The sequence below is a fragment of the Desulfogranum japonicum DSM 18378 genome (assembly GCF_000429945.1).
GTDB classification, from domain to species: domain Bacteria; phylum Desulfobacterota; class Desulfobulbia; order Desulfobulbales; family Desulfobulbaceae; genus Desulfogranum; species Desulfogranum japonicum.
Genome location: NZ_AUCV01000005.1, coordinates 81,731 through 97,606, shown reverse-complemented (window position 1 = coordinate 97,606; position 15,876 = coordinate 81,731). Strand labels below are relative to the sequence as shown.

Below are 15,876 nucleotides of genomic sequence, written 5' to 3'. Positions count from 1 at the left end.
AGCACCTCCGGTTTCCTTCTGCTATCAGCAAAGCTATACTCCCTCGGCCCCGCTGAAGTCTGGATAAGATGCCCTACTTGTTCTGTACCAGAGGGTTGGCACAGATAGGGCGGTTCAACCTGGTTGTCATGCCACGTCTGGTATGACAATATGTTCTTGTGGTAATTGTTGCAAGGCATTATCAACAGACATTCCTGCTTCCTGCAATATTTTCTTGCCTGCATCCCCCTCCAGTGTATCAACACAAAGGGCATCATTGACATGGAACGGTCCACTGACGGTTCGCCTCAATGCTGTTAAATAGGCGCCACCACACCCTAAAGCTTTTCCGATATCTGCTCCCAATACCCGTACATAGGTCCCGCGGCTACAGGTGACCTCGATTTCCATCAGAGGAGGTACATATTGTATACAATGCAGAGCGTATATTTCTATTTCCTTCGGTTCTTTGGCGATGAAAATACCTTGGCGGGCATAATGATACAGAGGTTTTCCTTTATGCTTTGCTGCAGAAAAACTAGGCGGGGCCTGAAGTTGTCTACCAACGAACTGTTTTAGTGTAGAATCGATAGTTTCTCTGTCCAGATCTGGAACGGTAAAACGGCCCGTCACTTCTCCTTCAGGGTCGTGGGTGGTAGTGGTCACACCTAGTTCCACTGTTGCCACATAGGTTTTCCGACCTCCCATGAACTTTTCGATATGTTTGGTTGCGGGTCTGCCTGCACAAATAATGAGCAGTCCACTGGCAAAAGGATCCAAGGTGCCTGCATGGCCCACCTTTTTAATCCCCAGCATTCTGCGGATAATCCGGACCATTGCAAAGGAACTTTTGCCCACAGGCTTGTCAATAAGATATACTTCTGCCGTCATCGGATACGTATGATATGCAGCCTAGCTCGTAGCCTGTTCAAGTATGGGGACGAGCATATCTCTCACCTGATCTATACTCTTTCCCCGGACTCTGAAACCGCTGGCATTCTTATGGCCACCTCCGCCAAAGCCAGCAGCCACTACAGACACATCACACTTTCCCTTGGCGCGCATACTGACAGATATCAAGCCTTTATTGATCTCTTTTAAAAACACGGAAACACGAACAGAACGAACCGACCTGGGAAGGTTGATAAAGGATTCCGTATCCTCAAGGGTAGTAAAAGTACGTTCGAGCATATTCTGGCTGACACGTATTATGGCAATACGATCCCGGTTGAACATTTCCAAAGTGGCAAGCACCTCCTGCATCAATCGCAGGCGCCCCAGAGTGTAGTTATCATAAAGATGAGTTGCAATTTCAGCAGGTTTAACGCCTTTCCCCAACAAATAGCCAGCAATATTATGGGTGTGCTTGCTGGTTGATTCATACTTGAATGATCCAGTATCTGTTGAGATTGCAACATACAGACATTCGGCTACTTCCGGGGTTATGGTCAGGTCGAGATCAACGGCAAGATCGTAAATCATTTCACCGGTTGAAGATCGATCGGGCTCTATCCAATGCATTGAGCCAAACCCATCATTTCCCCTATGATGATCAATTACCATAAACGGACTGATGGACAGGAGTTGTGCGCTGTATCGTCCCAGACGTTTTTCATCGCCACAGTCCAGGCTCACACACAAGATGTCTTTACCGGCTCGTTCCCGAAAGAGCTGTAATTGCTCCAATTCCGTATTAACCTGGCCTGAACCGGGCAGAAACCGATAGCTATGAGAAACAGGTTCTTCAGCAAAGGCAAAGACTTTTTTACCTGCACCTTCAAGAAGATGCATTAACCCAAGCAATGATCCAATGGCGTCGCCATCCGGATTAATGTGTGTTGCCAGAATCACAGAGGAGGCCTGTTGAAGGGCAACCAGGACTTGCTCAGGTGTTTTCATCCTTTTTTTCCTGCTCCAGCTGACGAAACAATTCGTCTATTCGTTCTATTTCTTCACTCTGACTGTCATAATGAAAATGAATATCGGGAGTGTAACGAAGATTCAACGCCTTGGCAAGGTGACTACGGAAAAATCCCTTGGCCTTGATAAGTGCTTTTTTGGCATCCGTTACAGAAGACTTCTCTGTAACGGTAAAAAACACCTTTGCCAATTTTAAGTCTGGTGACATGGTCACATGGGAAACCGCCACACTCGCCAGGCGAGGATCAGCGACCTTCTGCCGCAGTAATACGGCAAATTCATGCTGAATAGCTTCGGCCACGCGCTTGGGCCTGGAACTTTCAGGGCGCCGGAGTCCCGGCAGGGTAAAATCAAAATCCATCTTCTAACAGATCCTACAGGTGGGCCTCAACCTCATCAAGGACAAAGGCCTCAAGGTGGTCGCCCAACTTGATGTCATTAAAATTTTCCACGCCAATACCACATTCATACCCGGTCAGGACTTCTTTCACATCATCTTTGAAGCGTTTCAAAGATGAAATTTTAGCAGTGTAGATTACCACACCATCCCTGAGTACACGTACCCCTGCGTGACGTTCAATTTTACCATCGATAACAGAGCAACCGGCAATGGTTCCGACCTTGGGTACCTGGAAAGTGTCACGAACTTCAGCAGTACCGATCACACGTTCCTCAAAGGTAGGTTCAAGCATACCAACCATCGCTTTCTCGATATCTTCAAGGGCATGGTAAATTACGTCGTACGATCGGATATCGACCTGTTCGTGCTCACCAAGTTCTTTAACCTTAACAGTTGGTCGCACATTGAAACCAATGATAACAGCATCAGAAGCTGCAGCAAGATGAATATCGTTCTCGGTAATGGAGCCAGTACCTTCGTGAAGGACACGGACCTTAATTTCACTGGTCGAGAGTTTTTCAGCAGCCTGTCCGAAAGCCTGCAGAGTTCCCTGTACGTCAGCTCGAAGAATAACACGGAGCTCTTTCACATCCTGTTCAGCCATTTTCTCAAACAGGTTGTCCAGTGACACCTTGGAGGCAGAGGCGAGTTCCGACTCTCTGGCTTTCTGCAAACGGGATTCTGAGAGCGATTTTGCCATCTTTTCGTCTGACAGAACCAGAAATTCATCACCAGCCGAGGGAACGCCTGAAATGCCTTGAACCTCAACAGGTATCGCGGGACCGGCTTCACTTACCTGCTCTCCACGATCATTAATCAACATACGTACTTTACCGCTGTACATACCGGAAACAAAGTTATCGCCAACCCGTAGCGTTCCTTCCTGAACCAGTACAGTTGCAACAGCTCCACGTCCTTTATGTAGCTGGGCCTCTATAACGGTTCCTTTTGCCTTTCGCACAGGATCAGCCTTAAGTTCCAGGATTTCCGCCTGTAGCTGAATCGATTCAAGAAGCTCATTGATCCCCAGCCCTTGTTTGGCAGAAGTCTCACAATAAATGGTATCACCGCCCCACTCTTCGGGAATGAGACCAAAATCGCTCAACTCACGTTTTACCCTTTCCGCATCGGCATTATCTTTATCAATCTTGTTGATCGCCACCACTATTGGTACTTCGGCAGCCTTGGAGTGGGATATAGCTTCCTTGGTTTGATCCATAACACCATCGTCAGCAGCCACAACAAGCACAACAATATCTGTAACTTTAGCACCCCGGGAACGCATCTCGGTAAACGCGGCATGGCCTGGAGTATCGACAAAAGTCAGATCTCCGGAAGGAGCCTGAACGTGGTATGCACCTATATGCTGGGTAATACCGCCAGCTTCACCTTCTGCCACATCGGTTTTTCGAATGGCATCAAGGATGGATGTTTTACCATGATCAACGTGTCCCATTACAGTAACAACCGGAGGTCTGGAGATGGCCTCTCCACCCTTTTCATCTTCCTGCTCCTGAAACGCTTCGACTTCCAGCTCTTCAGTCATAGCCTGCTCAACCTCATACCCGAAGTCTGCGGCCACAAGAGATGCTGTATCCAGATCGAGCGCCTGGTTAAGGGTTGCCATAACACCGAGTTTCATGAGAGCGGCTATCACTTCATTTGCTTTGACCCCCATACGTTTTGCAAGGTCGCCAACGTTGATGGTTTCCACCACCTTAATACGACGTTTGATGGCTTTGGTCTCGGCAATGATCTGTTGAACCTGTTTTTCCCTGCGGGTATCTCTTTTTCTCTTTCCTTTGCGTGGACGCATGAATTCGACATCACCGTCCTGGCCATAATCTAGTTTAGAGCGACCCTTTTTGCCACTTTTCGTTGTCTTTTTACTTCGGGCATCCTCTTCGTTCCCCATGGCGACAACGACCCGTTTGCTTTTCTTTTTTCCTTTGCCAGCACGGGAGGCATCCATCTCGGGAACCACAGCTGGACCAGAAGTATCCTGGTTTGCATTGGGTCTGGCTGGACGCGATGGCCGGCGAGGGGGGGCGGGTTTTGCCTTTTTCTCAGGAATGGGGATTTCCACTCGTCCGACTACTTTGGCAAGTTTTTTACCTGTTCTCGGGACGCCATTAATGATTTCCTTACCTCTCTTGGCGGCAGGAGCGGCTTTTGACTCTTCCTTTTTATGGTTCGCCTTTTTTTGCTTCATGGCTGCCTGATCACTTCCAACTAGAGCATCAGTATCGTGCTTTTTCTTCTCGACAGGTCGCCTTTCCTTTGCTTGTACAGGCTGTTCGACGAGCTGCGCTTTCTTTTCTTTTACCACAGGCTGCTCCACGGCTTCTGCCTCATCGACTGGTTCGGCTGGCGGTTCTATATGTACGGCTGCTGCTTCAGCAGACGATTGGACAGCTTCCACTTCAGGTTCCCCTCCTGCTGCCGGCTCTTGACCGGGCAGTGATTCAGGCGCTGGCTCTATTTCAAGCTCTGGCTCTTGTGATGCGGTTTCAGTGGTTACCTCTTCCGCACGTTGCTCCGGCACATTCGTTTCGACATCGGCTGTTTCCGCCTCAGCTGTTTCCATCTCAGCTGTTTCCACGTCAGCAGGTTCTTCCACCGGTTCAAGAACCTCTTCGGACAGTGCTTCAGCTTCCTGGGCTTCCAGCGCTGCAGCCTCTTCTTCTTCAAGACGTTTGAGAGCTTCCTCTTTCTCAGCCTTTGAGCGTCTTCTTACGACCGTTTTAGATCGGGGCTTAACCGTTTCCTGACGATCTTTCAGGTCAATACGGCCTTCTGCCACTCCTGCTGTAACAGCACCTTCCAATATCTTCTTTCGAATGTCTGCAGCCATATCATCATCTACCGTAGAGCTGTGACTCTTAATAGGGTATCCCATCGCTATCAACTTATCAGCCAGTTCTTTACTTTTCAACCCGGCGTCTTTTGCCAGTTCATATACTCGGACCCTACTCATTGCATGCTCCTTCCCATCCATTAACGTGCTCGTCTCGAATTCGCAACACGTGTTTTAGCATCTTTTTCTTTTTCCGGAGCCGACAGTAACACTGTTCGTTTTTACAGCAATACACTCCTCGACCGGGCATATCCCCTTTATCGTCGGCTATCAATGCGCCTTTGTGCCATACGTACCGCTGCAATTCGCCCCGCGATACCTTCAGTCCACATCCCCTACAGGTTCGATGTGGCACATGTGCATTTTTCACTCGTTTTCGTATGGTTGCTGTGTGTTTTCCGCTTCCTGATCTGTTGAAGCAGCCTGCACCTCGTCATCTGCGTCTGTCTCATCCTCCACATCCGTAAAGGGAGACTCGTCTACAGAAATCTCTGCTTCAGCCTCAGCTTCAGCTTCTGGTTCTGGTTCCGCTTCAAGTTCCTGAATATCAGGAGCAGGCACCAAGCCAGCCATCTTAATAACAAGGGCAGCTCGTTCCTCGCCTATTCGGATAATATTCATGAGCTGCTCTGGAGCCAAACCTGCCAGCTCTCCTGAACTTTTTATCCCTGCGGCAAAAAGTTTATCAGCCATAGGCTCATCAACCCCATCAACGGCTACAAGGCTTTTATATCCGGGTTGAGACAGATTCGCGTAACGAGTTTCACTTTTCACATCAATCCGCCACCCCATAAGGCGCGATGCCAGACGCACATTTTGCCCCTGACGACCGATGGCAAGGCTCAGTTGATCGTCAGGAACCACGACCAACAACTGGTTATTTTCTTCGTACACAATGACCATGGAAACCTCTGCAGGTGCCAGCGCATTATAGACATACTTGGCTGGATCTGGGCTCCAGGGAACAATATCAATACGCTCACCCTGCAGTTCCTGCACGACATTCTGTACACGTGAGCCTTTCAGCCCCACGCACGCACCAACGGGGTCGACGTCGGACTCAATGGAGGACACTGCAATTTTTGCACGGAACCCAGGCTCACGACTTGCGCCCATGATCTTAACAACGCCCTCGGCAATTTCAGGCACTTCCATCTCAAACAATTTGATGAGAAACTCGTTACAGGTTCTACTCAAAACAAGCTGAGCATCTCGAGATTCGTGTTTTACCTGCTGCAGATATGCACGAATTCGATCTCCCTGCTTATAAGATCTTTTGGGAATCTGGCCATCTCGCGGCAGCACAGCATCTGTACGCCCGAGGTTGATAATCATGTTGCCACGCTCAAACCGCTGTACGATTCCATTCACGATACTGCCTTCTCTATCACGGAACATGTCATAAATAACATCCCGTTCCGCATCACGCATGCGATGGATAATAACCTGCTTTGCAGACTGTGCAGCGATCCTTCCCAGATCACCGACGTTATCCATTTTTTCGCCTAAATCGTCATCAAGCTCCACTTCAGGATCAAGGCGCCTGGCATCTTCGAGACATATTTCGGTCTCTTCATCATAGACCTCGTCGACAACAGTACGATACTGAAACACTTCGATCTCTCCGAGCTCATCGTTGAACTGCACTTCAATATCCCTGCGACTGCCGTATTTTTTACGCACAGCCGAACGTACAGCCTCTTCAATGGCATCAACAAGTAAAGATCTATCAATGCCCTTATCCCGGCAAATTTGATCGATAATGCGTTTCAGATTTTCCACTCCTACCATAGTCGTTCACTCCAGTGTCGGCAATATTCTCCCAACTTGCCTACCTGTAATAGTCGGACGCGACCTCAGCGCCTATAACGCCAGGCGTGCCCTGGATATTTTCTCAAAGTCCAATGATATTGTACGACCATCCTGTTCCAGGAGGACAGCATCTCCATCAAATTCCTGTATGATGCCGACAAAGACCTTCTGCTCACCAATTGGCTCTCGCATTTTGATCCGGGCCTTACTTTGGACAAAACGTTTAAAGTCGTCTTTTGTTTTCAATGGGCGTTCTGCCCCGGGCGAAGAGACCTCAAGATGATAGGCATGATCTATGAGGTCTTCCACCTCTAGATATGCGCTCACTTCGCGGCTGACATTGGCGCAATCATCAATGGTAACGCCACCTTGTTTATCTATGAAAAAACGTAGCACCCAGCCATGATTCTCCCGTCGGAACTGAATTTCCACAAGTTCCAAACCCATGTCTTCAAGCAGCGGTCCAGCGAAGGCTTCTATGGTTTCGACTATTTTTGCGCCAACACTCTCCACGATATTTCATTCTCCCATCGCACGATTATCAGTAACAACAAGCCAAAAAGGCAATAAAAAAAGCGGGCAAAGCCCACTTTCATGTACACCTGATACTTTGGCGTATGTCTTAGCCAAGAAGACCAAAACTTCTTGGCAGAAGTCCGACGGGCCAACTTGGAGCGGGCAACGGGGCTCGAACCCGCGACCCCAAGCTTGGGAAGCTTGTGCTCTGCCAACTGAGCTACACCCGCACATCCAGCTTACTTGAACAGAGAAATTTACCGCATAACAAAGCATTTGTCAAGCAACATCCAGGCGATGACAAACTATTTTTTTCTATTTTTGCGCAAATCCCCACTATGCAGTATTATACAGCCATCATGGAAATTATCACTACACACATCAATGCTGATTTTGACAGCCTGGCCTCCATGGTTGCTGCAAAGCGCCTCTACCCGGAAGCGGAACTGGTCTTCCCAGGATCCCAGGAAAAATCTGTTCGCGAATATCTTTCCCAGCAATTTCGCAACATATATGCCTTTAAAAAGGCCAAACATATCCATATGGATACGGTTCGTCGTCTGATCATTGTCGACACCAGACAACCTGAGCGACTTGGCGACCTCATCGGCTGCCTTCATAACAGACATCTGTCCATTCACCTGTTTGACCATCACCCGGATCACGCAGGTGATCTCACAGGTGAATACATAAACATTGCCGATGTTGGAGCAACAACAACTATTTTCTGCCGTATCTTTCAAGAGCGTAACATTTCGCTTACCCCTGATGAAGCAACCCTGATGGCTCTAGGCATCTATCAGGATACCGGCAATTTCCTTCACTCCACAACTACACCGGAGGATATGCAGGCAGCAGCCTGGCTGCTTACACAGGGTGCCAATCTCGACGTGGTAACCCAATTTAGCGCAAGAGAACTCAACGCGGAACAGGTCAACTCACTGGGAAGCTTGCTGAAAAACGCTGTCTCGTACTACATCGGCTCCGTAAATGTGGTGGTCAGCAAACTGGTTCTTGCCGAATACATGGACGACTTCGCCGTCATTGTTCAGCGGCTGATGGTCATGGAAAATCTCGATGCTGTATTTGTACTTATCAGCATGGGAGAACGGTTGTACCTGATTGCCCGAAGCCGGATTCCTGAAGTAAATGTCGGCATCATTGCCAGAGCTTTCGGAGGAGGTGGGCATAGCTCGGCTGCCAGCGCAACCATCAAGGACATGACCCTGTTTGAGGCTGAAGAGCGCCTGATTTATTTGCTCCACAGCCATATCCGTCCCAAAGCTGTGGCTGGAGAAATAATGTCGTCTCCTGTCATAGCGGTCCCCCCAGAGGTCACCATACATGAGGCCAGCAACCTCATGACCAGATACAATGTTACGGTTTTACCGGTGGCGGAAAAAAGCGGTAATCCGGAATCAGGTGAACGTCCCAGGGGATTACTGGGCACCCTGTCCCGAATGGTCACAGAGAAAGCAATTTTTCACAAGCTTGGCTCCTTACCTGTTTCCGAGTACATGACCACGGAAATTGCCACCCTGCCCCCTTCCGGGACCCTTGCCGATATCCAAAAACTGATAATCGAACATCGACAGCGATTAATTCCTGTAACCCAGGGCGAAACAATACTTGGCGTCATAACCCGTACTGACCTGCTTGGCCTGTTGATCAACGACCCTGCACATATGCCAGTGGACCTTCTTCAGGAAGATGAAAGTCCTTCCGTAAAACGGTCACGTAATCTAAGCGGTGTCATGACCCAGGTACTCTCCAGGCAAGCAATCACCCTGCTCCGTGATATAGGGGAAAGTGCTGAAAAACTAGGGGTGAACAGCTATGTGGCCGGTGGTTTTGTGCGCGACCTGCTCCTGCATGTACCTAACTCGGATATAGATGTGGTCATCGAAGGAGATGGTATTGGCTTCGCAAAACATTATGCAAAGCAAAAGAATGCCTCTGTCAGGACTCACGACAAATTTGCAACAGCAACGGTAATTTTTCCAGATGACACCAGAGTGGACGTAGCCACTGCCCGTCTTGAATACTATGAATATCCGGCAGCTCTGCCCACAGTGGAATTAAGTTCCATCAAGCTGGATCTCTACCGCCGGGACTTCACCATTAACGCCATGGCCATCCACTTGAATCCGGAACGATTCGGCACCCTGGTTGATTATTTCAACAGCCAGAACGATCTCAAGGAACGACGTATTCAGGTACTGCACAATTTAAGTTTCGTTGAAGATCCCACACGCATTTTCCGAGCAGTTCGTTTTGAGGCACGCCTGGACTTTCAGATAACCAGGCACTCGGAAAAATTGATAAAAAACGCAGTGGACATGCACCTGATCGATCGCTTCACAGAACCACGCTTTTTCTACGAACTGAAGCTGATCCTTTCAGAAAGCAACCCCATGGGATCGTTGCGGCGTCTGGCGGCATTTAAACTTTTTTCGTATATTTGGCCTGATCTGAAACCAAATCTAAAAATTGACCGGCGCTTCATACATCTGATAACCCAGGCAAACAGGTCCATATCATGGTTTAACCTGTTATACCTCCCAGAAAAAATTGAATCATGGATGGTATATCTGCTTGCTATTTACAGTCGGTCCGGGGTGAAGGAACTGGTAGCTTTCTGCCAACGCTTTGATATACCGGCAAGGCAGCGCAAAAAACTCGTCCAGCAGAAAGCCGATGTGGAGCGTATAGCACGCGACATGCTCAAACGACCCTTCATGAAACCCAGTGAGATATATTGGCTGCTCATAGACCTGGAAAATGAGGGCCTGCTATACCTGATGACCATTGCCCGCAAAAGGCATATTCAACAGGCTGTTTCACTCTTTGTCACTTCCTTGAAAAATGTTACTCCACTTATCAACGGACATGAACTCATGGAGATGGGATATCGCCCGGGCCCATTATTTCGAGCCATGCTCAATCACCTGATTGAAGTCCAACTCGACGGTCAGGTGACAACCCATGAGCAGGCAACCGCATTCATCTGTTCAACCTACCCACATTCCGAGGAACGCCCCTTGTAAAAAATACTCAACAGTGGACTCGGAAAACACCAAGGTTTCCGGACTGAAAGAAAACCAAGGATGGATAAGATATTTTTTCCACGCCACAGGTCGCTTTATTTATATTGCGTCTTAATTTATACAGATGTAACCAGCTCCCCTCTGCAAAGAGGACAACCCTTATCTTTCACGAAGAAACAAATGGATCTACTGTACGAAAAACTTCAGGAACTCACCATATGGCTGCCGCCTTTTCTACTGGCCTTGACCTTTCATGAGTTGGCCCATGGGTATGTTGCCTACCGCCTGGGTGATCCCACTGCAAAAAATGCAGGTCGTTTAACAATGAACCCTGTAAAACACATTGACCCACTTGGCGCACTGGTGTTTATATTTGCTCATGTAGGGTGGGCAAAGCCGGTACCAGTCAACCCGGTAAACTTCAGAGACCCGCAAAAAGGAATGCTTTGGGTATCACTGGCCGGGCCTGGGGCAAACATCCTGCTGGCGATCATCAGTCTCCCTGTTTTCATGCTCATAACACATATGTCCATGTTGCCATTATCCATACTCAAACCACTTGTACAAATGGTAGCAGCCAGTGTCTGGATAAACATTGCACTGGCCATATTCAACTGCCTTCCCATTCCACCACTTGACGGTTCCAAGGTGCTCATGAGTCTGCTTCCTCCGCAACAGGCCTATGCTTTTTCAAAATTTGAAACATACGGTTTTTTAGCAATCCTGCTCTTGTCTTACACAGGTGTTCTTTCTCATATCATAGTGCCGGTTATCAACTTCAGCAATAATCTCCTGTGGAGCCTTTCCCGGCTCTAGCAGATAGTGTAGACGATAATCAAGCAACAGGTTGTCCAAAAAACAGAAGCCCGGTGTATCACATACACCGGGCTTCTGTTTCATCGCTGTCTACCGACCAGCTTTATGATATGGTCAGTTCATTTCCTTGGAAGAGTTCAGAAAATCATCCTTTTCACAACTTCCAGGTAAGACCCACTGTGAACAGATGTGCCGCTGCATCTTCGAATGTCCCGTTTGCTGCTCTATTGCTTACAGTGCGACTTTCTTTGTCATCATACAGGTAGGCCACACCAACTTCCACACTTTCATTCACCTGATAACGCGCTCCCAGAGAATACAGCTTGGCATCAGAATCAGGTAACTCAAACCCGAGATGTTCATCTGGGGCAGGGTTCTCGTCAATGGCAAATCCAGCCATCAGGGTCAAGCCGTTTTGCAAGTCATATTCGGCACTGATACGGAAACTATCAGTATCGGACCATTCCCTGGTCTGCGGAGTATCAAAAGCAGAGTATAATACAGGATTTGTCAGGGTTGTACTGTAGTTGAAGTCAAGATTCTCGTAATCTGACCAATAGGTTCGATCATACTCCAACTCTACAGTGAGTTGATCAAAAAAGGTATAGGAGGCCGCTACAGCAAGAACGGCTGGCAAAGGAATGGATACATCAGCACCTCCATTGTAGGCACCAGGGCCCATTGAAGTCGCCAACTGAGCGTCACCGTCTATATCCAGATCAACCTCAGAACGATAAGTGACAGCCAGATTCAAGTTTTCCAGTGGCCTGGCGGTCATAGCAACATTAAAACCGCTTTCCCAGGCATCCCCTTCCATGGACCTGCTCAAAGTAGTGCCATCGGAGAGCATGCCGGCACTGCTGACTTTTCCGTCAGCATATACTGCCCGTACGCCGAGTCCCAAAGAGAAATAATCGCAGATTTTATACGAAACGGTCGGGTTGGCTTCGAAAATTTTCAAGGTGAATTCTTCGGCATAGGTCTTTGGATAAGGATCATTCCATTTTTTTGAAAGACCTCCAGGCGCTGTAAAAGAAAAACCTACTCTGAAATTTCCATAATATGGAGACACAGCAAAAAAGGTTGGAAGCAAGAAATCTTCCTCTTCTGAGGTTCCGCTATACAGGGGACTGCGACTATCTGTGTAATCAATGGCAGAAAGGTGAATCCAGGTGGCATTGAACTCAAGAAATCCAGTGTCCTCCAGCCAGGACATATTCGCTGGATTATAATATGTGGCATCGGCATCAGGTGTATAGGCGACATATGCCCCGGACCTGGCCGTGGAATTAATAGACTGTTCAGGAATCCTCCAACCAGAACCATGGGCAGTTCCCGCAGCCGTCAAGAATAGCACGCCGGCAACAGCCAACGCTTTGTTCATTTCTCCTCTTTTTTGCATTTCTTCTCCTTGTATAACAACTCATAGGGGAGACTAATACGCTTAATACTCCCCTGTATTTGTAACTGGTGACAGGCTGCCTGGCGCACCGTATTAAGCCATACGCAAACCAGGCTGATCACGGAAAAATCAGGTGCACTGTGAGCAGTTACCTCTTTTTTTCCCAGCCTGTGCTACATATTCATATTATCTGCCGAATACAGATAACGTTTAATCTTATGGGTTGGTGTTTTTATGAATGGCTCTCTTCTCTCCAATACTCTGGAGACACGTGATGAAGGCGGCAGCTGTTCATTCACAGACACGCGCATCTCTTCCAGGAGGGTGGCAATATATTGATGTCTTTGGGTTCGTGTTTTTCCCAAAGTTTTCCCATCAATAAATTCATAATCAGGATACACCCACGCCTCAAGCATCCCCCTGTTCTCCACCACCAGACATTCAAGAACATACTGGTAGGAATTCACACGATGTTCAATAATTTCCGGATACACATTTTCGCCATTGGAAAGCACGATCACTGATTTTGAACGTCCCTTAATATGAAGATTTCCTTCCTCATCCAGTAAACCGAGGTCACCGGTTCGCAGCCATCCATCTTCACTGAACACCTCACGGGTAGCCTCAGGATCATTCAGGTAACCCTGCATGACATTTGGCCCCTGTGCTTCAATTTCACCGATACCGGTTTCAGGATGGGGATCACAAATGCGTAACTCTACGCGGGGAATAGCCTTGCCTGTGGAACCCAGTCTGATGCTGTTGTCACCAAAAGGTCCTCCGGCAAGCAATGGCGAAGCTTCTGTCAATCCATAGCCTACAAGAAAGGGGAAATTGGCATCGCGCAAAAACTGCTCGACTTCGGGATTAAGTGCTGCCCCCCCAATCCCCATAACCTCCATGCGTCCACCAAAAAAATCACTCAGTTTTGACCCGACCTTTCGAAAGACTATTTTTCGCCCCACACCAAACCTGCACACAAAAGAGAGCACCTTGCTTTTCTCAACTGTCGGCAACACCCTCTTCTTGTATATTTTTTCGATAATCAGAGGCACGACCAGCATAACATGGGGACGTTCCTTGGTACATATTCGTTGCAGTAATGCTGGAGTGGGGGTTTTACCTGCATACACCACCCGGCTGCCACTCAGCAGAGGCAACAGAAAACCAACCGTAAACTCATACGTGTGGGAAATGGGTAACACCGAAAGAAATACCCATCCGGGTTGGACGTCCATAACTCCACCTGCAGAATAGGCGTTACTGCACAGATTCTCATGGGAGAGCATCACTGCTTTGGAAAATCCTGACGTACCAGAGGTGTACAGGATCGATGCCAGATCATCTCTTAGAACATGCGGGAAGACCAGCGTTTCTTTCTCAGCATCTTCGTTATAGCGATCCAGTGCTTTTCCAAGAAACTCACTGAAAGGTTCCAAGGTAAGTAATCCGGTATCATCCTGGTAATTATCCAAGGTAACGATATGTGCAAGATCCTTTTTCAGATCGTAAATTTTATCTATCTGTCTTTGGGTAATGAAAACAATTTCACATTCCATTTCCGAAATGATATGATGCACATCAGATTCGGGCAAATCAGGAAAAATCGGTACAGCACTGGCTCCTATACGGACAATAGCCATATAAGCGATAACCCAGTTATGTGAGTTTTCACCTAACAGGGCAATACGTCCACCTTTTTCAATTCCGATCTCAAGGAAATATGCTGCCAGGCTCAATACCCTGACATGGAGTTCCTTAAAAGTAAGCGGTTTCTCCAGAGCCATACCTATGGCCGGCAGATCCCTGTACCGCCTGCAGGCGATATCCAACAGATCGTTCAGAGTAACGGCATTTTCCTGAATAACAGGCAAATTTTCCGCATTCTCTCTAGCTTCGGCAGCCACAGGGGTTGGCGCTGCCTCAACATGTATAATCTCTTCTTCGGCCATGATGTTCTCCAACTTCAAACCTCTTCCTTTACAATTTCGCGTTTTGATACCATAATCAGCAAGAACTTTCAAAGAAAACGGGGATACACAGGCGCACGGCACCATCTGTTTGTTTCTCTTTTTTTTATCGACGTTTCTTTATCTTAACACAAACACATTCTTCAATGTATATGCAACAGTGTATCACCTCTGCACAAAAACTTGTTTTCTGTCTTATTATCTTTTGCTTTTCACCGTCGCTCCATGCCGGAAATATTCCTGTACTGCGAGACACAGCTAAAAAAAGCCCTGAACAGACACAAGCGGTTACCCAGCAGGAAAGCATCTCACCTTCTCCGGATAACACCTCCAGTTCACGACGTCCTCCTCGTCCGCTTCCACCTGTCGGCAAGTGGATCAGCAGCAAATCAGTTATGATCATGGAAGCAGATACAGGACGCGAACTGTTCAGCAAAGCGCCGGACAAAAAAAGACAACCCGCCTCGACCATCAAAATCATTACCGGCATGCTGGCCCTGACATATCTCGAAAAAATAGACATGATGCAGGTAAGCAAACGGGCGGCAGATATGCCCAGCTCAAAAGTCTACCTGGATACCAACATGCTCTACGTAGCCGATGACATGATAAATGCGGTTCTGCTCGGCTCGGCAAATGATGCCAGTGTTGTCCTTGCTGAAAACATAGCGGGAAGCGAACAGGAATTCAGCAAACTTATGACTGTATATGCAAAACTCTGGGGAGCGCATAATACAGTATGTAAAACAGCGTCAGGCCTGACAGCCAAAGGACAATATTCAACAGCCCGTGATCTTGCCACTATTTTTAGAAAAATCATGCAGAATGAAGACTTTGCCAGCAGAATGAAACAAAGAAAAGTGGAGACAACCTTTGGCAAAACCATATACAACCACAACAAGGCGCTCTGGCGTATTAAAGGTACGGACGGTGGAAAAACCGGATATACAGCTAAAGCGCGCCAAACGTATGTGGGGCAGTTCACCAGGAACAATCAGACCATTATTGTTGCCCTTATGGGCAGTGAAACCATGTGGGGTGACCTGAAACGGCTGGTTGACTATGGATTTCGCAAACTTGAGCACATAGAGTATGCTCAATAATACAGCAAAATGTAAAGGCGGGAAAAAAGGACACGTCTAACGTACAAAAAAGGA

12 protein-coding genes and 1 tRNA gene are annotated in these 15,876 nt (G+C 47.8%); 3 read left to right on the top strand and 10 right to left on the bottom strand.

Annotated features, from left to right (window positions below):
- Window positions 1-126: 126 nt before the first annotated feature.
- The 8 genes from truB to G493_RS0105970 form a co-directional block, all read right to left on the bottom strand.
- On the bottom strand, window positions 127-870 hold the full coding sequence (gene truB / locus G493_RS28035) for a tRNA pseudouridine(55) synthase TruB (RefSeq protein WP_035273800.1): 744 nt from the start codon (window positions 868-870) through the stop codon (window positions 127-129).
- A 21-nt stretch (window positions 871-891) separates the two neighbouring features.
- Window positions 892-1,878 carry a DHH family phosphoesterase gene (locus G493_RS0105995; RefSeq protein ID WP_028579648.1) on the bottom strand — a complete coding sequence of 329 codons (987 nt, stop codon included), beginning with the start codon at window positions 1,876-1,878 and terminating at the stop codon, window positions 892-894.
- On the bottom strand, window positions 1,865-2,260 hold the full coding sequence (gene rbfA / locus G493_RS0105990; protein ID WP_051309052.1) for a 30S ribosome-binding factor RbfA: 396 nt from the start codon (window positions 2,258-2,260) through the stop codon (window positions 1,865-1,867). Before rbfA ends, G493_RS0105995 begins: the two co-directional genes overlap by 14 nt.
- A 13-nt stretch (window positions 2,261-2,273) precedes the next feature.
- Entirely contained in the window at window positions 2,274-5,276 is a 3,003-nt protein-coding gene (gene infB / locus G493_RS0105985) for a translation initiation factor IF-2 (RefSeq protein WP_028579646.1), read from the bottom strand.
- Window positions 5,269-5,511, bottom strand: a complete 243-nt coding sequence (locus G493_RS34800; RefSeq protein ID WP_408608806.1) for a DUF448 domain-containing protein — start codon at window positions 5,509-5,511, stop codon at window positions 5,269-5,271. Before G493_RS34800 ends, infB begins: the two co-directional genes overlap by 8 nt.
- A gap of 11 nt (window positions 5,512-5,522) precedes the next feature.
- Window positions 5,523-6,947, bottom strand: coding sequence for a transcription termination factor NusA (gene nusA, locus G493_RS28030; RefSeq protein ID WP_035273797.1), 1,425 nt, complete (start codon window positions 6,945-6,947; stop codon window positions 5,523-5,525).
- A gap of 72 nt (window positions 6,948-7,019) precedes the next feature.
- Complete coding sequence (locus G493_RS0105975; RefSeq protein ID WP_035273795.1) at window positions 7,020-7,481, bottom strand: ribosome maturation factor RimP; 462 nt, start codon at window positions 7,479-7,481, stop codon at window positions 7,020-7,022.
- A gap of 157 nt (window positions 7,482-7,638) precedes the next feature.
- Window positions 7,639-7,714 (bottom strand) — tRNA-Gly (locus G493_RS0105970).
- 108 nt (window positions 7,715-7,822) lie between these two features.
- Here G493_RS0105970 and G493_RS0105965 point away from each other — a divergent pair.
- Entirely contained in the window at window positions 7,823-10,531 is a 2,709-nt protein-coding gene (locus G493_RS0105965) for a CBS domain-containing protein (RefSeq protein ID WP_153306442.1), read from the top strand.
- A gap of 180 nt (window positions 10,532-10,711) precedes the next feature.
- The gene (locus G493_RS0105960) at window positions 10,712-11,347 is read left to right on the top strand and encodes a site-2 protease family protein (RefSeq protein WP_028579643.1); all 636 of its coding nucleotides are present in this window, start codon (window positions 10,712-10,714) and stop codon (window positions 11,345-11,347) included.
- Window positions 11,348-11,501: 154 nt separating this feature from the next.
- Here the strand turns inward: G493_RS0105960 and G493_RS0105955 are convergent, their stop codons facing one another.
- Window positions 11,502-12,749, bottom strand: a complete 1,248-nt coding sequence (locus G493_RS0105955; protein ID WP_232363717.1) for an OmpP1/FadL family transporter — start codon at window positions 12,747-12,749, stop codon at window positions 11,502-11,504.
- A gap of 173 nt (window positions 12,750-12,922) precedes the next feature.
- Window positions 12,923-14,701 (bottom strand): AMP-binding protein, encoded by a 1,779-nt coding sequence (locus G493_RS0105950; protein WP_084813457.1) that lies wholly within the window; start codon window positions 14,699-14,701, stop codon window positions 12,923-12,925.
- 170 nt (window positions 14,702-14,871) lie between these two features.
- Between G493_RS0105950 and G493_RS28025 the strand changes: the two genes are divergently transcribed.
- A complete protein-coding gene (locus G493_RS28025; RefSeq protein ID WP_232363716.1) occupies window positions 14,872-15,822 on the top strand; it encodes a D-alanyl-D-alanine carboxypeptidase family protein in 951 nt (316 codons plus the stop codon).
- Window positions 15,823-15,876: the final 54 nt, after the last annotated feature.

Excerpts from the sequence above, each read along its gene's own strand:
- G493_RS0105950 (WP_084813457.1), bottom strand. The coding sequence starts at position 14,701 with ATGGCCGAAGAAGAGATTATACATGTTGAGGCAGCGCCAACCCCTGTG.
- infB (WP_028579646.1), bottom strand. The coding sequence starts at position 5,276 with ATGAGTAGGGTCCGAGTATATGAACTGGCAAAAGACGCCGGGTTGAAA.
- G493_RS0105955 (WP_232363717.1), bottom strand. The coding sequence starts at position 12,749 with ATGCAAAAAAGAGGAGAAATGAACAAAGCGTTGGCTGTTGCCGGCGTG.
- G493_RS0105965 (WP_153306442.1), top strand. The coding sequence starts at position 7,823 with ATGCAGTATTATACAGCCATCATGGAAATTATCACTACACACATCAAT.
- G493_RS0105995 (WP_028579648.1), bottom strand. The coding sequence starts at position 1,878 with ATGAAAACACCTGAGCAAGTCCTGGTTGCCCTTCAACAGGCCTCCTCT.
- truB (WP_035273800.1), bottom strand. The coding sequence starts at position 870 with ATGACGGCAGAAGTATATCTTATTGACAAGCCTGTGGGCAAAAGTTCC.
- G493_RS0105960 (WP_028579643.1), top strand. The coding sequence starts at position 10,712 with ATGGATCTACTGTACGAAAAACTTCAGGAACTCACCATATGGCTGCCG.
- nusA (WP_035273797.1), bottom strand. The coding sequence starts at position 6,947 with ATGGTAGGAGTGGAAAATCTGAAACGCATTATCGATCAAATTTGCCGG.
- rbfA (WP_051309052.1), bottom strand. The coding sequence starts at position 2,260 with ATGGATTTTGATTTTACCCTGCCGGGACTCCGGCGCCCTGAAAGTTCC.
- G493_RS28025 (WP_232363716.1), top strand. The coding sequence starts at position 14,872 with ATGCAACAGTGTATCACCTCTGCACAAAAACTTGTTTTCTGTCTTATT.